At 47.2% G+C, this 18,670-nt stretch carries 19 protein-coding genes; 2 read left to right on the forward strand and 17 right to left on the reverse strand.

Annotated features, from left to right (window positions below; genetic code table 11):
- Nucleotides 1-10: 10 nt before the first annotated feature.
- Complete coding sequence (dprA, locus tag B5G11_RS07825; protein ID WP_242958980.1) at nt 11-1,138, reverse strand: DNA-processing protein DprA; 1,128 nt, start codon at nt 1,136-1,138, stop codon at nt 11-13.
- Nucleotides 1,135-2,673 (reverse strand): YifB family Mg chelatase-like AAA ATPase, encoded by a 1,539-nt coding sequence (locus B5G11_RS07830; RefSeq protein ID WP_087168203.1) that lies wholly within the window; start codon nt 2,671-2,673, stop codon nt 1,135-1,137. The genes dprA and B5G11_RS07830 overlap by 4 nt, the downstream gene beginning before the upstream one ends.
- A 195-nt stretch (nt 2,674-2,868) precedes the next feature.
- On the opposite strand from B5G11_RS07830, the gene sigK reads away from it, so the two are divergent.
- Nucleotides 2,869-3,492: an RNA polymerase sporulation sigma factor SigK gene (gene sigK / locus B5G11_RS07835; protein ID WP_087168204.1), complete on the forward strand. Its 624-nt coding sequence runs from the start codon at nt 2,869-2,871 to the stop codon at nt 3,490-3,492.
- A gap of 44 nt (nt 3,493-3,536) precedes the next feature.
- On the opposite strand, the gene B5G11_RS07840 is transcribed toward sigK, so the two are convergent.
- The 7 genes from B5G11_RS07840 to mtaB all read right to left on the reverse strand — a co-directional run bounded on the left by B5G11_RS07840 (nt 3,537) and on the right by mtaB (nt 9,513).
- Nucleotides 3,537-4,760 (reverse strand): U32 family peptidase, encoded by a 1,224-nt coding sequence (locus tag B5G11_RS07840; RefSeq protein WP_087252766.1) that lies wholly within the window; start codon nt 4,758-4,760, stop codon nt 3,537-3,539.
- A gap of 6 nt (nt 4,761-4,766) precedes the next feature.
- On the reverse strand, nt 4,767-5,411 hold the full coding sequence (locus tag B5G11_RS07845) for an O-methyltransferase (RefSeq protein WP_087168206.1): 645 nt from the start codon (nt 5,409-5,411) through the stop codon (nt 4,767-4,769).
- A gap of 20 nt (nt 5,412-5,431) precedes the next feature.
- On the reverse strand, nt 5,432-7,102 hold the full coding sequence (locus B5G11_RS07850) for a ribonuclease J (protein WP_087252767.1): 1,671 nt from the start codon (nt 7,100-7,102) through the stop codon (nt 5,432-5,434).
- A 67-nt stretch (nt 7,103-7,169) separates the two neighbouring features.
- On the reverse strand, nt 7,170-7,430 hold the full coding sequence (locus B5G11_RS07855; protein ID WP_087168208.1) for a DUF1292 domain-containing protein: 261 nt from the start codon (nt 7,428-7,430) through the stop codon (nt 7,170-7,172).
- A gap of 1 nt (nt 7,431) precedes the next feature.
- Nucleotides 7,432-7,863 carry a Holliday junction resolvase RuvX gene (ruvX, locus tag B5G11_RS07860; RefSeq protein ID WP_087168209.1) on the reverse strand — a complete coding sequence of 144 codons (432 nt, stop codon included), beginning with the start codon at nt 7,861-7,863 and terminating at the stop codon, nt 7,432-7,434.
- Nucleotides 7,864-7,865: 2 nt separating this feature from the next.
- The gene (locus B5G11_RS07865; RefSeq protein ID WP_087168210.1) at nt 7,866-8,129 is read right to left on the reverse strand and encodes an IreB family regulatory phosphoprotein; all 264 of its coding nucleotides are present in this window, start codon (nt 8,127-8,129) and stop codon (nt 7,866-7,868) included.
- A gap of 52 nt (nt 8,130-8,181) precedes the next feature.
- Complete coding sequence (mtaB, locus tag B5G11_RS07870) at nt 8,182-9,513, reverse strand: tRNA (N(6)-L-threonylcarbamoyladenosine(37)-C(2))-methylthiotransferase MtaB (protein ID WP_087252768.1); 1,332 nt, start codon at nt 9,511-9,513, stop codon at nt 8,182-8,184.
- A gap of 137 nt (nt 9,514-9,650) precedes the next feature.
- On the opposite strand from mtaB, the gene B5G11_RS07875 reads away from it, so the two are divergent.
- A complete protein-coding gene (locus B5G11_RS07875; RefSeq protein ID WP_087168212.1) occupies nt 9,651-9,881 on the forward strand; it encodes an HPr family phosphocarrier protein in 231 nt (76 codons plus the stop codon).
- A gap of 97 nt (nt 9,882-9,978) precedes the next feature.
- Here the strand turns inward: B5G11_RS07875 and thiI are convergent, their stop codons facing one another.
- From thiI to pheA, 8 genes are all read right to left on the reverse strand, one after another.
- Entirely contained in the window at nt 9,979-11,163 is a 1,185-nt protein-coding gene (gene thiI / locus B5G11_RS07880) for a tRNA uracil 4-sulfurtransferase ThiI (RefSeq protein ID WP_087252769.1), read from the reverse strand.
- 11 nt (nt 11,164-11,174) lie between these two features.
- Nucleotides 11,175-12,332: a cysteine desulfurase family protein gene (locus tag B5G11_RS07885; RefSeq protein ID WP_087168214.1), complete on the reverse strand. Its 1,158-nt coding sequence runs from the start codon at nt 12,330-12,332 to the stop codon at nt 11,175-11,177.
- Nucleotides 12,333-12,394: 62 nt separating this feature from the next.
- The gene (locus tag B5G11_RS07890; protein WP_087168215.1) at nt 12,395-13,135 is read right to left on the reverse strand and encodes a 16S rRNA (uracil(1498)-N(3))-methyltransferase; all 741 of its coding nucleotides are present in this window, start codon (nt 13,133-13,135) and stop codon (nt 12,395-12,397) included.
- A gap of 5 nt (nt 13,136-13,140) precedes the next feature.
- Nucleotides 13,141-14,112 (reverse strand): 50S ribosomal protein L11 methyltransferase, encoded by a 972-nt coding sequence (prmA, locus tag B5G11_RS07895; RefSeq protein WP_087252770.1) that lies wholly within the window; start codon nt 14,110-14,112, stop codon nt 13,141-13,143.
- Nucleotides 14,109-14,828, reverse strand: a complete 720-nt coding sequence (locus B5G11_RS07900; protein ID WP_087252771.1) for an NUDIX hydrolase — start codon at nt 14,826-14,828, stop codon at nt 14,109-14,111. The genes prmA and B5G11_RS07900 overlap by 4 nt, the downstream gene beginning before the upstream one ends.
- An 18-nt stretch (nt 14,829-14,846) precedes the next feature.
- Entirely contained in the window at nt 14,847-16,133 is a 1,287-nt protein-coding gene (locus tag B5G11_RS07905) for an L-serine ammonia-lyase, iron-sulfur-dependent, subunit alpha (protein ID WP_087252772.1), read from the reverse strand.
- 26 nt (nt 16,134-16,159) lie between these two features.
- On the reverse strand, nt 16,160-17,452 hold the full coding sequence (locus B5G11_RS07910; RefSeq protein WP_087252773.1) for an ATP-binding protein: 1,293 nt from the start codon (nt 17,450-17,452) through the stop codon (nt 16,160-16,162).
- A gap of 24 nt (nt 17,453-17,476) precedes the next feature.
- Nucleotides 17,477-18,607, reverse strand: coding sequence for a prephenate dehydratase (gene pheA, locus B5G11_RS07915; RefSeq protein WP_087252774.1), 1,131 nt, complete (start codon nt 18,605-18,607; stop codon nt 17,477-17,479).
- Between the last annotated feature and the right edge of the window lie 63 nt (nt 18,608-18,670).

Genomic DNA, 18,670 nt, shown 5'->3' on the forward strand with positions numbered 1-18,670 from the left:
ACTTCAAATCTTACTTCAATCGGATATAATCATTTTTTGAAACTTCCTGGATCCATCCATTCATCTCCAGATTCAACAGCGCTTCCATGATTTCACCTCTCGGAAGCGATAACTGATCCTCGATTTCCTGTATATTTTTAGGCTCCAAACTCAGAACACTATACAACAATTTTTCAGGACTTTCAAGCATTATTTCATTTTCGTTTGAATTTTTAACCGGATTTTTACAGAATTCTATGAGTGATTTCTGCAATTTATACGGCAAATCACAAAGGAATTCCTCCGGTGAAACCAAAATACCAGCGCCCTGCCGGATCAGCTGGTGGCACCCCCGGCTCAAGTCACTGGTCACAGGCCCCGGAAGGGCATATACGTCTTTTCCCTGTTCCAGCGCAAAGTCAGCCGTGATTAAAGAGCCGCTCCTTTTTCTTGCCTCCATTACAAGAACCACATCGGCAAGCCCGCTGATGATCCTGTTCCTTGGAGGAAAATTACGGGCAAGCGGCGGTGTTCCAGGCGGATATTCCGAGAGGATCCTTCCGTCTTCCCAAAGTCTCTGATAAAGCCTTTGATTGTCTTTCGGGTAACAGACATCCACTCCGGAACCAAGCACTGCACAATGCCCTTTCCCTTCCAGCAGCGCTCCTTCCAGTCCTGCAGCATCGATTCCTCTTGCCATGCCGCTGATGATGTTCATTCCGGCTTTTGCCAGTTCTCTCCCATACTCATATGTCATCTGCCTGCCGTATGCGCTTGCCTCTCTTGCTCCTACAATTGCCGCAGTCACACCCTCAAAGGCAAAACATTCCTTCCCGGCTCCGAACAGTGCATAGGGTGGCTGCACGATCCGGGAAAGCTTTTCCGGATAGGCACTGTCTGTCCAGTATGTAAGCTTGATCCCCTTTTTCCTGGCCTTTTCCCAGACTCTTTTCCGTTCATCCAGAACTGCCTCCTTCTGATGCTCTTTGAGAGCTGCTTTCTCCTTTTCCGTTAAAAACCAGCATGATTTCCGTCCTGTTTCTTCTATATAATAGACTGCTTTCGCACAGCCGAATGTCTCCTGCAGGAGTCTTTTTTTGGAAGATGAAATTCCCTGGATACATGCCAGCCAGAATACAAACTCCTCTTCTTTACTCATCTTTTCTGATTCCCCCATATTGTCTGGTCTACCATCCGGTAACTGATTGCTTCCGCAAGATGATTCGTACGGATCTGTCCGCTTCCTTCCAGATCCGCAATGGTCCGCGCTACTTTCAGTGTCTTGTAGTAGGTGCGGGCTGTCAGATTCAGGCGTTCAAACGCGCGTTCAATCATCTGCTTCTCTTTTTCTTCTAAACAGCAGAATTCCTCGATTTCCTTCCGTCCCATTCTGCTGTTTGTCAACATCTCCCTTTCCCGATACCTTTTCTTCTGGATTTTCCTGGCCCGAAGCACTCTTTCCCGGATTGTTCCGGAAGATTCTTCCTGCTTTTCGCATGTCAGCTCCCCGTAGGAAATTTTCGGCGTCTCGATACAAATATCCATCCTGTCCAAAAACGGCTGACTGACCTTGCCAAGATACCGGTGAATCTCGCCGGGTGTACAGCGGCAGCGCTCCAGATCCGGATAGTTCCCGCACGGACACGGGTTCATAGCTGCAGCAACCAGTACATCCGCCGGAAAGATGTAAGTGCCTTTTTTTCTTGTTATCCGTACCTGCTTTGTCTCCAGAGGCTCTCTCAGCGCATCCAGCACCGTTCTCTGATACTCGGAAAGCTCATCCAGAAAAAGAATTCCCCCATGGGCAAGGCTTAATTCTCCCGGTGTCGGATATCTGCCGCCTCCAAGAAGTGCTGCTTTTGTTACCGTATGGTGGACTTCCCGGTACGGCGGCCGGATAAGCAGCGGCTGCGCTTCATCTAAAAGTCCTGCTGCACTGTAGATCGTCGTTACCTCCATCCCGGTCCTGGCGTCCAGATCCGGCAAAATGGTCTGAAGCCGCTGTGCCGCCATGGTTTTTCCCGAACCCGGCGGGCCAAGATATAAAATGTTATGACCTCCTGCGGCAGCCACTTCCGAAGCTCGTTTCAGACCACTTTGACCCTTTATATCCGCAAAGTCAAGCTCACTTTTGTCTCTGTCACGCACTTTTGCCGCCTGCTGCTTTCTGACCGGCCGTTCCCCTGTTTCAAGAAAATTCCATACTTCGGAAAGCGTGGCGGCTCCAACCACCTCGATTCCCGAAACCAGCTTCCCTTCTGTCTCATTTTCCCACGGTACGACACAGATCTCGTATCCATTTTCTCTGGCATAAGAAACAATCGGCAGGATACCTCTTACCTTCCGTATTCTGGCATCCAGGCTCAGTTCTCCAATGAAAAGGACCCTCTTTTCACACCGGTCCATAATACTCCCCGCCGACAAAGCAAGGGCCACCGCAATCGGAAGATCAAATGAGGCACCTGTCTTTCGAATGTCTGCCGGCGACAGGTTGACCACCATCCTCTGGGGCTGCAGACGCGCCCTTGTATGGCGGATCGCTGTCCGGACACGTTCTCCAGCCTCTTTTACTTCGGACGAAAGATACCCTACCATGTGAAAAACCGGAAGGCCGCTCCCTGTATCAGCCTCCACGCAGACTTCTCTCACCGTCAGTCCATCCATCACTGCTGATTTTACCATTGCAAATCCCATATTTCTTTTTCTGATTTTCCCGTTGAAATACCCAGGTGAATCCCTGTTTCTGCCGGAACCGGCATGTGAATTTTCAGATCTTTGCTTTCATGGTAGTCCCTTCGTCCCTAAATGTCAATTCTTATTTTGGAAAAGCACAAAAAATCCTACATTCTCATAAACTGATAGCAAACATGTTAAGAGGTGCGTATTCCCTTGAAATCATTTCCACAGCCCCTCACTGCCGACGAAGAACAGTATTATATGCAGAAGTATACAGAGGGAGATCTGGAAGCAAAATACATCCTGATTGAACATAATCTGCGCCTTGTAGCACATGTGGTCAAAAAATACCAGCATCTTTCCGAAGATACCGAGGACCTGATCTCCATCGGAACCATCGGACTGATCAAAGCTGTCATGACATTCAATCCGGACAAAGGCGTACGTCTTGCCACCTATGCCGCCCGCTGTATTGAAAATGAACTTTTGATGCTGATGCGCTCCCGGAAAAAAGTATCCGGGGAGGTTTCCCTCTACGAACCCATCGGAACTGACAAGGAGGGAAACGAAATCCGTCTTTTTGACATTATGGAATCCGAGGCACGGGAAGTGGATGAGCAGATCACACTCCAGGATGATATTGGAAAACTATATCAAAAAGTAGAATCCGAACTTTCTCAGAGAGAACGTCTGGTGCTGAAACTTCGTTACGGTCTCTACAACGAGGAAATCCTGACACAGCGTGAAATCGCGAAAAGGCTTGGCATCTCCAGATCCTACGTCTCCCGGATTGAAAAGAGCGCTATTGAAAAACTCCGTCTCTTCTTTGAGGATTAAAAAAACACGGCGTTTTCTGCCGTGTTTTACATACTATGTCTTCTTTATTCTTCTTTTTTCCTCAGAAGGTCGTATCTGGATGCTTCCCTGTCAAGCTTCACCCACAAAAGCTGTCTGGCGTGCGGGGCAGATTCCTGACTTTGCATTTCGCTGTCATAGATTGCAAGGACTTTCGTCTTCACATCGCTTCCATCCGGCTTCATGATCTCAATCTCCTCACCTACAGAGAATTTATTTTTCTGTTCCAGCCGGATGAGACCGTCCTTTATCTCGTCTACAATACCAAGATACGTATAATTTTTCAGATAGGTATTGTTATTGTAAATCTGCGCCTCTTCATTCGGCTTTCCGAAGAAGAAGCCTGTTGTAAATTTGCGGTAGGTACAGTTTGCGATCTGCTCTTTGTACCAGTCCATATGTTCCTCGTAAAGCTCCGGGCTCTCCTGATAGTCATCGATCGCTTTCCGGTAGGTCCGTGCCACAGTGGCTACATAGAGAGCCGTCTTCATTCTTCCCTCGATTTTGAAACTGTCGATCCCGGCTTCCATCAATTCCGGAATGTGCTCAATCATGCACAGATCCTTGGAATTAAAAATGTAGGTTCCACGTTCATTTTCATAAACCGGCATGTATTCGCCCGGTCTTGTCTCTTCCATGATGGAATATTTCCATCTGCACGGATGGGTGCATGCCCCCTGATTCGCGTCCCGGCCGGTAAAATAATTGCTCAGAAGGCAGCGGCCGGAATAGGAAATACACATTGCCCCGTGAATAAATGTTTCGATCTCAAGGTCATCCGGAATGTGCTCACGGATCTCCCGGATTTCATCCAAAGACAACTCTCTTGCCGTCACAACCCTCTCCGCTCCCTGGTGATGCCAGAAGAGGTAGGTACCATAGTTTGTATTGTTCGCCTGTGTACTGATATGGCGCGGAATCTCAGGACAGACCTCCTTTGCGATCTCAAACACTCCCGGATCTGCAATGATCAGTGCATCCGGTCCAATTTCCTTTAATTCCTGAAAATATGCCCGTACGCCCTCAAGGTCTGCATTGTGCGCAAGAATATTGGCTGTCACATAGACTTTCACCTGATGTTCATGCGCAAAGGCAATTCCTTCTTTCATGTCTTCCATGGAAAAATTTTTCGCTTTCGCACGAAGGCCAAAGGCCTCTCCACCGATATATACGGCATCTGCCCCGAAAATCACTGCGGTTTTCAGCACTTCCAGGCTGCTCGCCGGCACTAATAATTCCGGATGACGCATTTTTGTTCACTCCTTCTTTACACTGACAGACGCCCCGTCCCCGATTGGCACGACAGCTGTCTCCAGTCTTTCGTCATGTTTTAAAAGATAGAGATACTCTCTCATTCTACTGTGGATCGTCCGGTCACGCCGCTCCACAGCAAACCGGGATTCCATAATTCCGCCGTCCTGAAGGACATTGTCCGAGATCAGCATCCCGTCCTTGTTTAAAAGCCGCATCACTTCCGGAAAATAGGCAATATACTGTGCCTTCGCTGCGTCGACAAAGATCATGTCATACGGTTCTTCCAGTGTCTTTAAGATCTCCATCGCATCCCCTTTCAGAAGATGAATCTGCTCTTCTTTTCCGGCTCTTTTGATATTTTCTTCAGCTTTCTGAATCCGCTTTTCATAATTTTCGATCGTATCGATTCTGCATCCGTTTCCAGCATACTCGCTCATGAGCAGTGCCGAAAACCCGACCGCGGCACCGATCTCCAGAATCCGTTCTGGCCTTTTCAAAAGCAGAAGCACTTTTAAAAAGCTCTGCATTTCCTTTCTGATAATCGGAACCCGCTCTTTAAGTGCTTCCTGCTCAATCATTTCCAGTATTTCGCTGTTTCGTGTTTCCAGTGAACGGATGTAATCTACGATCCTCTCATCCACTATCATCCGTTTTGTCCCTTTCCCGCCTATACATTGACGTCCATAATGATCGGAAGAATCATCGGTCTTCTCTTTGTTCTCTTCCAGATAAACTCATTCATGGTATCACGGATTACAAGTTTGATTTTGCTCCAGTCTGCGTTACGGCTGCTTAAGCATCCCTCCAGAGCGACACCAAGCACCTCTTTCGCCTCTTCCATCAGCCCTTCGGATTCCCGTACATAGACAAATCCGCGGGACACAATATCCGGTCCGGCCAGCAGCTGGTTTGTTCCTTTTGCAAGGGTCAGAACAACGATCAGGATTCCGTCCTCTGCCAGATGCTGGCGGTCTCTTAACACAATATTTCCCACATCGCCGACGCCAAGTCCATCGACAAGGATCGCTCCCGTCTGCACATGGTCAGCAATCTTTGCACCCTTGTCATCCAGCTCCAGCACGTCTCCGGCATGGAGAATGAAAATGTTTTCCTTCGGAATTCCAAGCTGCTCCGCAATCCCCGCATTTGCTTTCATATGGCGGTACTCTCCATGTACCGGAATCGCATATTTCGGCTTCACAAGAGAATAGATCAGTTTCAGTTCTTCCTGGCAGGCATGTCCGGATACATGGGCATCCTGGAAGATCACATTTGCCCCTTTTGCAGAGAGCTCATTGATCACTCTCGATACAGACTTCTCATTTCCCGGGATCGGGTTGGAACTGAAAATAACCGTATCTCCCGGCATAATGGTCACTTTTTTATGAATATCCGCTGCCATGCGGGAAAGTGCCGCCATGGACTCTCCCTGGCTTCCTGTCGTAATCAGAACCGTCTTCTCCGGAGGATAGTTTTTCAGCTTGTCAATCTCGATCAGTGTATTCTTTGGAATGTCCAGATATCCCAGTTCCGCGGCGGTAGAGATGATATTGACCATGCTCCGTCCTTCCACGACAACTTTTCTGCCATATTTGTAAGCAGAGTTGATAATCTGCTGCACACGGTCCACGTTCGATGCAAACGTCGCGATAATAATTCTCGTATTAGTGTGCTCCGCAAAAATATGGTCAAATGTCCGTCCGACCGTACGTTCAGACTGGGTAAATCCCGGCCGCTCCGCATTGGTGCTGTCCGACATCAGCGCCAGTACGCCTTTCTTTCCAATCTCGGCAAAGCGCTGCAGATCAATCGCGTCACCGAATACCGGCGTGTAATCCACCTTAAAGTCTCCCGTATGAACAACAATCCCCGCCGGTGAGTAAATGGCAAGCGCAGACGCATCCTGAATGCTGTGGTTTGTTTTGATAAATTCAATTCGGAATTTCCCGAGATTAATAGACTGGCCGTGGCGTACGACTTTCCGCTTCGTACTCCTCATCAGATTGTGTTCTTTTAACTTGTTTTCGATAATGCCCATCGTAAGTTTTGTCGTGTAAATTGGAAGATTAAGTTCTTTCAATACATACGGCAGCGCTCCGATATGGTCTTCATGTCCGTGGGTAATCACAAACCCTTTCACTTTTGAAATATTATCTCTTAAATAGGTGACATCCGGTATCACAAGATCAATTCCCAGCATGTCGTCCTCCGGGAATGCAAGACCGCAGTCTACCACAATAATACTGTCTTCATATTCGAAGGCAGTAATGTTCATTCCGATCTGCTCCAGTCCGCCTATCGGAATGATACGCAATTTTGAATTGTTCGTTTTTTTCAAATCTACACCTCCATGATTTTATTTTCCGTCCATTCATTCTCTGACTGGTAATAAGATCCGCAAAAAGCTACAGTTCGATCCCCACATCTTCCAGAAGTTCTTCAAACACTTTCGATACTGCCTGAAGTTCCACTTCGTCTTCTACGATCTCATACAGGGAGTCCTCCCCTTCGCTATTGCTTTTATCTTTTAAAATCAGACATTCCGCATCTCCCTCTTCTTTATCCGTCACAAGAATATAGGAAATTCCCCTGATTTTTGTCTGTTCCAAAACATAGAATGCTGCCGGCTGATCCGAACCTTCCGGCATAAACATAATTTTCTCCATTCTAAACTCCTCTCATACCAACGGAATCCAGATATCCCTGCAGTATGAAAACTGCTGCAATTTTATCTATATAGAGTTTCCTGTTTTCCCGGCGCACGCCGCTTTCCATCAGTACTTTCTCAGCAGAGACTGTCGTGAGCCTCTCATCCCATAATTCCACCTCAAGCCCGGTCCGTCTCTCAAGCATTTCCTTAAACGCGAGTGTCTTCTCGGCACGCTCTCCGATATCATTATTCATGTGTTTCGGGAATCCAAGCACAATTTTTTCCACCTTAAAATCTCCGGCAAGTGTCTCAATCCTCGCCAGTGTCTTTCTCAGCTTGTTCTCCTGCGTCCTTGTAATTGTTTCGACCCCCTGGGCAGTCAGACCTAAAGGATCGCTCACAGCGACTCCTACGGTCTTCGCGCCAAAGTCCAATCCCATTACTCTCATCGTTACTCCCAGCCATTGTGCTCAATATATGCTTTGAGCATCTCTTCGACCAGTTCATCTCGTTCCATCTTCATGACAAGACTTCTTGCACCGTTATGGCTTGTGATATAAGTCGGGTCTCCGGACATGATATAACCAACCATCTGGTTGACCGGATTGTATCCTTTCTCACGCAAAGCCTTATAAACGATCTCAAGAATATCCTTTGCCTGAATCTGCGGGCCCTGGCCCACCTGGAAAAACTGTGTGTTTGATAAATCTTTCATCGTTGCGACCTCCAATACTACTACTCTATTCTAATATAATCCCATCTAAAATTCAATCCATAATTTGAGAATGATTCTCAATGGTCATTTCCAGAATCTGATTTTCCCTCGTATTATCAGCCTTTACCGCAACTTTTACATATTCTTTTGTAAGGCCCGTCCGGTAAAGGACCCCGTCTTTTTCAAAGGTTTCCTCCAGAAGGACTTCTACCTGCTTTCCGATCATCTGATCTTCAAACTCTTTCTTTTTCTTTTTACAGAGATCAAGCAGGATCTGGCTTCTTTCCGCCTTTTCCTGTTCCGGCACCTGGTCCGGCATGGACGCCGCCTTTGTACCGTTTCTTCTGGAGTACTTAAACACATGAGTCTCATAAAATCCGACTTTTTCAATAAACGCCCTGGTCGTCTCGAACTCCTCCTGCGTCTCTCCCGGGAAGCCTACAATAACATCCGTTGTAATCGCCGGATGCTCAAAATACGTTCTTAAAATACCGCATTTTTCATAGTATTCTCTGCTCGTATAGTGTCTGTTCATTCTCTTTAGCGTTGCATCGCAGCCGCTCTGCATGGACAGATGGAAATGCGGGCAGACCTTTGGAAGCTTTGCAAGTTCTTTTGCGAATTTTTCTGTAATAATTCTCGGCTCGATCGAGCTTAAGCGTATTCTCCTGATTCCTTCTACTTTATGGATCTGCTGAATCAGGTAGAGAAGATCTTTTTTTTCTCCCTCCATAGTCACCCAGGAATCCAGATCCATCTTCGGATTCACAAAATCCACCCCGTAGGAACTTGCATGAATTCCGGTCAGAACTACTTCCTGATAGCCGGCATCCGCAAGCCGTTCCACTTCTTTTACGATTTCCTCCGGTTGTCTGCTGCGGATCCTGCCCCGCACATACGGGATAATACAGTACGTGCAGAACTGGTTGCATCCGTCCTGAATCTTGATGTAGGCTCTCGTATGGTCTCCGGCTGAATCCACGTAGAGTTCTTCAAACTCGCCGGTATGATTGATATCAATCACCGCCTTTATATCCTCATGCTGTTCATGTGCATGGAGAAGGCTGATCAGATTCTTTTTCTGATTGTTCCCGATCAGAATATCGATTCCCTCAATCGCCTGTCCCGCTTCTTCCTGTGCCTGGACGTAGCATCCTGCCGCCACTATCACCGCCTCCGGATTCAGCTTTCTTGCACGGTGGAGCATCTGTCTGGATTTTCTGTCAGCAATATTTGTCACTGTGCAGGTATTGATTACATAAACATCCGCCTTCTCATGAAAAGGGACAATCTCATATCCATCTTCTTCAAGAAGTTTCTGCATGGCCTCTGTCTCATATCCGTTTACTTTGCATCCGAGATTATGAAGTGCCGCTTTTTTCATTTTTTCCTCAGTCCTTTTCTAAAATTTTATAAAATATGACGAAATTTCTTCCATTTCTTTGGCAAGTTGTTTCTTGACTTTTTAATTGTACTATCATAAGATATTGATATAAACAAAGAGAGAGGAGTGTGTTTCCAATGAAAACAGTAAAGATTTCATTAAACTCGATTGACAAAGTAAAATCATTTGTAAACGACATTACAAAATTTGATTACGATTTCGATTTAGTATCCGGCAGATACGTAATCGACGCAAAGTCCATTATGGGTATCTTCAGCCTGGATTTATCTAAACCGATTGATTTAAACATTCACGCTGATGCTGGCGTTGATGAAGTTTTAGAAGTTTTAAAACCTTATCTTGTTTAGATGAAATCGAATCCCCCACGTTGAGCGCGGGGGATTTTTTTATTCCATAAGAGAGTCAAAAGGACCCTCATTCACTCTGGAAACTTTTCCAATTCTCCTATGCTTCCACATCGATGACTTCTGTTGTGTCAAGCGCTTCCTGTACGAGACGGTCAATATCTTCCGACAGCCTTGTCTCAGAACGCTTGATCACATCCAATTTCGGCCTGGTCACCGGATGCTTTGCGACAAAGATCGTACAGCAGTCTTCGTACGGAAGAATCGAAGTCTCATAAGTATCAATCTTTTCTGAAATCTCTACGATTTCCTGCTTGTCAAATCCGATCAATGGGCGGTATACCGGAAGGGTACATACTTCATTTGTCACAAGAAGACTTTGCATCGTCTGACTTGCAACCTGTCCGATACTTTCCCCTGTGATCAGTCCCAGACAGCCATTTTCCTTTGCAATCGTCTCGGCAATCCGCATCATATATCTTCTCATAATGATCGTCAGCTCATCATGAGGACATTTATCATAGATGTAAAGCTGAATATCTGTAAAGTTGACAACATGGAGCCGGATCGGTCCGGTGTAAGCCGCCACCTTCTTTGCAAGATCCACTACCTTCTGTTTTGCCCGCTCGCTTGTGTACGGAGGTGCATGGAAATAAACCGCCTCAAGACCGACGCCTCTTTTTGCTACCATATAACCTGCAACCGGGCTGTCAATTCCTCCCGAGAGGAGCAGCATGGCACTGCCGTTTGTTCCGATCGGCATTCCGCCAGGCCCCGGTATGATGTGGGAATAAATATAAACCTCTTCCCGTACCTCCACGTTCAGGAGCACATCCGGATTGTGAACGTCCACCCGCATCTCCGGAAACGCATCCAGGATCGCCTCTCCCAGATCACAGTTCATCTCCATGGAGTTGACCGGGTAGGTCTTCTTTGCGCGCCTCGACTCCACTTTAAATGTCAGATTTTTGTCCGGATATGCTTCGTCCATGTATGCCACTACATCTTTTTTCAATTCTTCAAACTCTTTGATCTCTGTCCGGACAACCGGGCAGATGCCGACAATCCCGAATACCTTTTTCAGGCTCTCAACGGTCTCATCAAAGTCATAATATCCGTCGCAGTCCACATAAATGCGCCCCTGACATTTATGCACACGGAATGTTCCTTCTGTGTTGTGAAGAGCAAAGCGGATCTGACGCACCAGTGCGTCTTCAAACATGTAACGGTTCTTCCCTTTGATCGCAATCTCTCCGTATTTTATCAAAAACGTCTGAAATGTCATTTCTTTCTCCTTTATCTCCGTCTGTATCTTCTGAGCATCGGTATACAATTATATAATGTTTTCAGCGTATAGTCAATTTCTTCTTCTGTCGTGAACTCTGAAAGACTGAACCGCAGTGTTGCATCCAGATATTCACGCTCCACACCGATTCCCTTTAACACCCCGCTGATACCAGGATGATTTGAAGAACAGGCCGAGCCTGACGATACATAGATTCCTTTTTCTTCCAGTGTATGAAGCAGTACTTCACTCCGGATTCCGGCAATTCCGACACTGACAATATGCGGAGCGCTTGTTTCATCCGGCAGTCCGTGTACAGACACATGGTCCACCTGCCTGATTCCTTCTATGAAACGCTCTTTCAGTTTCCGCATCCGCGCCGTCTTTTCTTCCAGATCCGAATAAACCATTTTTGCAGCCAGAGCAAATCCCGCGATTCCCGGCACATTTTCCGTTCCGGACCGGATATTTTTCTGCTGTTCCCCTCCGAACACAATCGGACGGATTTTCACCTTGTCGCTGATATAAAGCGCTCCCATTCCTTTCGGTCCGTGAATCTTGTGGCTGCTGACTGTCAGGAGGTCGATTCCTTCTCTTTTTGGAAAAATTCTGTACTTTCCAAATCCCTGTACGGCATCCGAGTGGAAAATAATCTCCCTGTTGTATGCCTTCACAATGCCGGCCGCCTCCTTGACCGGCTGAACAGATCCGACCTCATTGTTTACATACATGATGGAAACAAGAATCGTCTCCTTGCAGAGTGCTTCCCGGAGCGCGGAGAGCTTCACTCTGCCGTACTGGTCCACCGGCAGGTAGGTGACCCGGAATCCTTCCTCGTCTTCCAGATACCGCATCGTATTTAAAATGGCCGGGTGTTCAATCGCCGTTGTAATCAGGTGGTTACCGCGTCTTTTGTATGCCCGTGCCGTCCCGATCAATGCAAGATTATCGCTTTCTGTCCCTCCAGAAGTGAAGAAAATCTCCTTTTCCTGGACTTTCAGGATTTTCGCGAAAGTCTCCCTCGCGCTGCGGACATACTGCTCTGCTTCCATCCCTTTCCGGTGCAGGGATGACGGGTTTCCATAGTCCTCACACATCACCTTCCGGACCAGATCGCCGACCTCGTCAAATGCTTTTGTTGTTGCCGAATTGTCCAAATATACTTCCATCAGATCTTACCTTTCCGCCTTTTTTATTACCATATGATTTCTTCCGGATCTTGACACCGGTTTTATTCTTCCATCAGATACGAGAGAACAGAAAGTACAAATAGTCCCGCCGTCTCGGTACGCAGGATCCGTTTACCAAGTGTAATCGGAGCCGCCCCGGCCTCCGCCGCGGCTTTTTCTACTTCTTCCACTTCAAATCCGCCTTCCGGTCCGATAAAAATCCCTGCAGATTCTCCCTTTTTCAGTGACTGAAGCTGTTTTCTCGTCTCTTCCATTCCTTCGGCAAGCTCATACGGTATGAATACATGATCCAGTGTCCTGCCAAAGGCAAGCGCCTCCGAAAAGCTCATTACATCGTGAACCTCCGGTATCACTCCGCGTCCCGCCTGTTTTGCGGCGCTCTCGGCGATTGCCTGCCAGCGGTCCGTCTTCTTTTTTGCTTTCTTCGCGTCAAGCTTTACGACCGCCCTGCGGGTAGCCATCGGAACGATCTCGGATACACCAAGCTCCACAGCCTTCTGCACAATCCAGTCCATCTTGTCGCTTTTTGGCAGCCCCTGGAACAGGACAGTCCGGCAGGCCGGCTCCGTATCTGTCTGATAAACCTCCAGAATCCCGGCCTGAACGGTATCCGCAGTCATTTCCCGGATCTCACACAAATATTTTTTATTATTGCCGTCGCTGATTTCGAGCTGTTCGCCTTTCTTCATGCGCAGCACATTCCGGATATGGTTCACATCGCTTCCCGTAATCGTAATCTCTTCTTCCTCCACCTGTTCCGGTGTCACAAAAAAATGCTGCATGCTGATTACTCTCCTGCCTTATCCAACGGCTTTTTCGCTGTGACACAGACCCATTCTCCCTGATAAGTTACATCAAGAAGCTCCAGTCCCGCATCGTTCACTGCCTGTTTCACGACTTCTTCCTTGTCATCAATAATGCCGCTTGTAATATAAATTCCGCCCGGTTTCAGCTGGTTTACAATCACCGGAGTCAGGGCGACAAGGACATCCGCAAGAATATTTGCCGCAACAATATCGTATTTTTCATATCCGACACGGTCCTGAATTTCTTTATCATCGATGATATTTCCGATCATGACCTCATAACGGGTTTTTTCCACCCCGTTTTCTTTCATATTTTCATGGGTGGCATCAATCGCGCACGGATCCAGATCCGTTCCCACTGAATAGGCCGCACCGAATTTCAGTGCCAGCATGCCAAGAATCCCGCTTCCGCATCCTACATCCAGAATCCGGGTCGTATCCGTCACATATTTCTTAATCTGGCGGATGCACAACTGTGTCGTTTCATGCATACCCGTTCCAAATGCAGTTCCCGGATCAATGTGAATGATCATCTTTCTTTCATCTTCCGGCTTTACCTCTTCCCAGGATGGAATAATCAGGATATCATCCACGTAAAACTGATGGAAATACTGTTTCCAGTTATTGACCCAGTCCACATCCTCGGTCTGGGATTCCTCGATCGTGCAAGGTCCCAGATCCATGAATTCTCTCATTTCGTCCAGTTCATTTCTGACTTTCTCAAGAACTGCTTCTTTGTCCTCGCTCTCTTCCAGATAAAAACTTAAATACGCCACGCCGTCATCCAGTGCGGTCTCCGGCAGAATGTCGACAAACATCTGCTCCTTTTCTTTCTGTGTAAGCGGAACCTTATCCTCGATCTCCACGCCCTCGATTCCGAGGTCCGTAAGAATACTGCTGACAACATCCTCCGCCTGAGTTGTCGTCTGTAGTCTGAATTTATTCCATTTCATTTGATTTTTGTCTCCTTTTTTGCTCTTGCGTTTTCCATCCTGCGTTTCAGTTTCAGCCAGGCAAGAAGCAGAATGGCCGCATGATCAGATGCCACATGGCCGCGGTCCCGGATGACAGTCTCTTCTTTTCGGATCAATTCTCCGGTTTCCCGAAGACAGACCAAAGGTTTCAACAGAAGCTTCCGTTCCGGATTAGAAAGCTCCATCGCATAGAAGCTCCCTTCTTCTGTCTCTTTTTCGCTGACATCAATTGTAAACCAGGCCGCATCCTTTGCATCATCGCCTGCCTGTGCTTTCACATCTTCCAGCCGGACAAGAGCCATAAATGCAGTAGTGATCACTCTCGCTCTCGGATCTCTTCTGACATCTCCGAAGGCCCGGATCTGCTCTGTCTCGACTCCTTCAATATGTGTCTCTTCATAAAGTTCTCGTTTTGCGGATTCTTCCAGATCTTCATAAAGATCTATAAACCCGCCAGGCAGTGCCCAGTCTCCGATACTCGGATGATTCTTTCTCCGGATCAGGAGGACTTTCAGGTCCTCTGCCCGATCCGGTTCTGTTCCGGAATACCCGAATACTGCCATGTCCACCGTACAGCATGGATTTTTGTATTTGTAAGGATCATACTTTTCCAGAAACGCTTCCAGGGATTCTCCCTTTTCGTTTCTGCTTCCATCCCCGCGAAATGCTTCGATGTCATCGAAAAAAGCCGGCATCTTTTCACCTACTTTCGTTTATTTACATCCTTCTCCTACCATGATATCAATGATCTCGACATTAGTCTCCCTCATGCCTTCTTTGCCAAGACGTCCGATATTTCTGATCGTTTCATCAACGCCTTTCGTCACGATACCATCGCCTGCATAGAACTGCTGTCCGCATTTATACATGTTATATCCAAGAATTCCCGCCTCCACTGAAGATGCGATCTTGGCTGCGCAGGATGCCTTTGCCCCGTCGCAGACAATTCCGGATACGATCGCAAGCGCATTGACTACCGTATGTGCAATCTCTTCATATCCGCCTCCGTGCAGATAAGCGATTCCGGCTCCTGCCGCCGCACCTGCGCAGACTGCCCCACAGTATGCGGACAATCTTCCGATTCCGGTCTTCTGATGGATTGCCACAAGGTTTGACAACGTCAGTGCCCGGTACAGCTTTTCCTCCCCGGAATTCAGTTCTTTAGCATATTCAATCACCGGAAGAGAGCAGGTCATTCCCTGATTGCCGCTTCCTGAATTAATGATTACCGGAAGTTCACATCCGTTCATTCTCGCGTCAGATCCTGCTGCTGCCATAGCTTTTGCCCGGACACGAATATTGTCCCCTTCCATTTCGAGAAGAACACTTCCGATATTTGCACCATAGTTTCCTTTTAATCCCTCTTGTGCAATCGCCGTATTATACCGGATCTGGCGTCCGATCACTTCTCTGACATCTTCGATGTCCACGGTTTCTGCAAAATCCAGAATATCTTTCATATTCAAAAGAGAACGGTCCGTCAGTCCCTCTTCTTTCTCGCCTTCTACCTTTTCCTCAAAAAGTACCTGTCCGTCTTTTTCAATCAGTACGATGTTTGTATGATAGTTCGCGATCCGTACTGTCGCGCTGGATTCCCCTTTTGTCTCTGTTACAATGATGTCAAAAGTGATGCCGTTATCCACGTATTCTACGGAAATATCCGTGTTCTTAAGGAAGTCTTTCATCTCCTCAATCTGTTCTTGTGATACTTCTGCGATGACTTCCAGTTCTTTTTCCGGTTTTCCTGCAATGATTCCGGCTGCCGCTGCCGCCGGTATTCCTTTAAGATGATCCGTATTCGGTACAATTACCGATTTTACATTTTTAATAATACTTCCGCTTGCGCCGATCTTCACTTTGTCCGGTTTTACTCCAAGAACTTCTCTTGCCTTAGCCGCTGCATAGGCCAGTGCGATCGGCTCCGTACATCCCATAGCCGGTACCAGCTCTTCCTTTAAAATCTGCACATACGCTCCATACTTTACATTCTCTTTTTTCATCGTCTCATCCTCTCTTTTCTTATGTTTTATGCTTTCCCCAGCAGGTAGTCAATAAACTGCTGTGCTGTTCTTCCTGATCTGCCGCCGTGGGTCATCTCCCATTGATTTGCCTGCAGCAGAAGTTCGTTTTCCTCCATCTGAATGCCGTTCCGTTTTGCAAGTTCGAGAACGATATTCTGGAACTCTTTTTTATCCGGACCGACAAAAAAGATCGATACCCCAAATCTCGCCACAAGGGACAGCTTCTCCTGTACCGTATCCGATGTGTGAAGATCATCATCTCTTCTGTCATTTTTATCGCTCCACTGTTCCCGTACCAGATGTCTTCTGTTGGATGTGGCATAGATCAGAACGTTATCCGGCTTACGCTCCAGACCGCCTTCAATCACCGCTTTCAGATATTTATATTCAATCTCAAATTCTTCGAAAGAAAGATCATCCATGTAAATGATAAACTTGTAATTCCTGTTTTTGATCTGGGCAATGATATCATTGAGATCCTGGAACTGGTGCTTGTACACTTCGATCATACGCAGTCCTTCTTCATAGTACTGGTTCAGAATTGCCTTGATGGAAGTGGACTTTCCGGTTCCCGCGTCCCCAAACAGCAGGCAGTTATTCGCCTTTCTTCCCCGTACAAAAGCCTCTGTATTTTCAATCAGCTTCTTCTTTGGGATCTCATATCCTACCAGATCATCCAGTCTGACATGGGCAATCTTGGTAATCGGAACAATCCTGGCACCCTCTTCAGTATGTTCGACCCGAAAAGCCTTGTGAAGCCCGAATTTCCCTACCCCGAACTCCTTGTAAAACTGGGTCATGACTGTTTTAAATTCTTCCGGAGAAGAAGTCCCTGCAAGGTGGACAGCCAACGTGCAGATCCGGTCTCTTACCCTACGGTTGTAGACATGTCCTTCCTGCCTCGTTCCCTGATAGTCAAATAAAATCCTGTGGGCTTTCGTGCCTAGTTTCTCACCGAGCCCCTTTACATCATAGTCAAACAGCTCCTTCATAATCGCGAAATCATGCAGCGCCACGTCATTGACACTTCCCTCAACCGCTCCCCGGATCTCGCAGGCTGTGCTGTAGGCATTTTCGTCGTTAACGAGCAGAAATGTCAGATAGGTATGCCACAGATTTCCCTCCAGACCATGCTGTTCCGAAAGCTCAAGGATCTTATTGACACATTCAAAGAACAGATTTTTCAGATCCTCCGGATTATAATAATCACTTCCCGCATGCTCCATCAGAAAAGTCATATCCTGGAGAATCCGACCATATTCCATATTTCTGTAAATCATCAGTTCGTTTGTATGCATCTTCTCTTCCTTCTTTTCTGTTTTCTAGTAGTTCCCCAGTATTTTCATGCTCTTCGTCTCTTCACGCAGTCCCCGGATCGCGTTTTTCACGCCTCCGTCTGCCAGATTCCCCTCAAAGTCCACGAAAAAGCGGTATTCCCAAGGCCTGTCCTCGATCGGCCGTGATTCGATCTTTGTCATATTGAGATCGTTGTAGATAAAGTGGGACAGTATCTGATAAAGCGAGCCGCTCTCGTGCGGAAGTTCAAAACAGATACTGATCTTGTCCGCATGCTCCAGAAAAATCTTCTGGTTGGTCACAATAATAAAGCGGGTGGAATTATGACGGTTGTCGTTGACCTGCTCCCGCAGAATTTCCAGTCCGTATAAAGAAGCCGCGCAGGCGCTGCAGATTGCCGCATGGTGCACATCCTGCTCCTCCACAATCTTGCGTGCCGCAACCGCAGTATTCGGTACGCTGATCTTCTCCATTGCAGGATGGTCATACAGATATTTCTCACACTGCATCAGCCCCTGCGGATGGGAATAGACTCTTGTGATCTCATCCTCTTTGCTCCCCTTCAGTCCCGCAAGTACATGGCTGACCGGAAGCACGGTCTCTCCCACGATATAATTTTCATATTCTACAAGCAGATCGTATACCTCATTCACTGCGCCTGCTGAAGAATTCTCAATCGGGAGCACGGCAAAATCCGCTGCTCCATCCTCGATGGCGTCCATCGCATCTTTCCAGGTACGTACATGATAACTGTTGACTTCATCTCCGAAATACTGCTTCAGCGCCGCCTCACTGTAGGCTCCCTCCACTCCCTGGAATACAATCCGTGAATTCTTTACATCCAGCTCTTTTACTTCTATAAACGGAAGTCTCCCCGTTGTCCCGCAGGCGGAAAGTTTCTGATATTGAAGTTTCCTGCTGACCGACATCAGAAGGGTAAACAGCTCCTGTACTCCTTTCTTGTTGTACGCATGCTCCACCCGGGATGCTGCTTTTAGCAGCTTCTCCTGCTCCCTTGCCCGGTCATAGACTTTTCTTCCATTTTCAATCTTATAGTCTGCAACTAAAGAACAGACTTCCATCCGTTTTTCAAATAAAGCGATGATCTGCTCATCAAGACAATCCAGCTCACCGCGCAGTTCCTCTAACGATGCCATCTGCTTCCTCCTTCGCTTAAACTCTTCCATATTATAATACATTTCTTCTGCAAAATCTACGTT

This window comes from Drancourtella sp. An57, assembly GCF_002161525.1.
Classification (GTDB): domain Bacteria; phylum Bacillota; class Clostridia; order Lachnospirales; family Lachnospiraceae; genus Sellimonas; species Sellimonas catena.

Coding starts and splice junctions, on each gene's coding strand:
- prmA (WP_087252770.1), bottom strand. CDS start 14,112: ATGAAATGGAATAAATTCAGACTACAGACGACAACTCAGGCGGAGGAT.
- ruvX (WP_087168209.1), bottom strand. CDS start 7,863: ATGAGAGTAATGGGATTGGACTTTGGCGCGAAGACCGTAGGAGTCGCT.
- B5G11_RS07900 (WP_087252771.1), bottom strand. CDS start 14,828: ATGCCGGCTTTTTTCGATGACATCGAAGCATTTCGCGGGGATGGAAGC.
- B5G11_RS07885 (WP_087168214.1), bottom strand. CDS start 12,332: ATGGAAGTATATTTGGACAATTCGGCAACAACAAAAGCATTTGACGAG.
- B5G11_RS07840 (WP_087252766.1), bottom strand. CDS start 4,760: ATGCGTCATCCGGAATTATTAGTGCCGGCGAGCAGCCTGGAAGTGCTG.
- pheA (WP_087252774.1), bottom strand. CDS start 18,607: ATGGCATCGTTAGAGGAACTGCGCGGTGAGCTGGATTGTCTTGATGAG.
- B5G11_RS07865 (WP_087168210.1), bottom strand. CDS start 8,129: ATGAAAGATTTATCAAACACACAGTTTTTCCAGGTGGGCCAGGGCCCG.
- dprA (WP_242958980.1), bottom strand. CDS start 1,138: ATGAGTAAAGAAGAGGAGTTTGTATTCTGGCTGGCATGTATCCAGGGA.
- B5G11_RS07910 (WP_087252773.1), bottom strand. CDS start 17,452: ATGCATACAAACGAACTGATGATTTACAGAAATATGGAATATGGTCGG.
- B5G11_RS07830 (WP_087168203.1), bottom strand. CDS start 2,673: ATGGGATTTGCAATGGTAAAATCAGCAGTGATGGATGGACTGACGGTG.
- B5G11_RS07905 (WP_087252772.1), bottom strand. CDS start 16,133: ATGAAAAAAGAGAATGTAAAGTATGGAGCGTATGTGCAGATTTTAAAG.
- B5G11_RS07875 (WP_087168212.1), top strand. CDS start 9,651: ATGAAAACAGTAAAGATTTCATTAAACTCGATTGACAAAGTAAAATCA.
- B5G11_RS07890 (WP_087168215.1), bottom strand. CDS start 13,135: ATGCAGCATTTTTTTGTGACACCGGAACAGGTGGAGGAAGAAGAGATT.
- mtaB (WP_087252768.1), bottom strand. CDS start 9,513: ATGAAAAAAGCGGCACTTCATAATCTCGGATGCAAAGTAAACGGATAT.
- B5G11_RS07845 (WP_087168206.1), bottom strand. CDS start 5,411: ATGATAGTGGATGAGAGGATCGTAGATTACATCCGTTCACTGGAAACA.
- B5G11_RS07855 (WP_087168208.1), bottom strand. CDS start 7,430: ATGGAGAAAATTATGTTTATGCCGGAAGGTTCGGATCAGCCGGCAGCA.
- thiI (WP_087252769.1), bottom strand. CDS start 11,163: ATGACATTTCAGACGTTTTTGATAAAATACGGAGAGATTGCGATCAAA.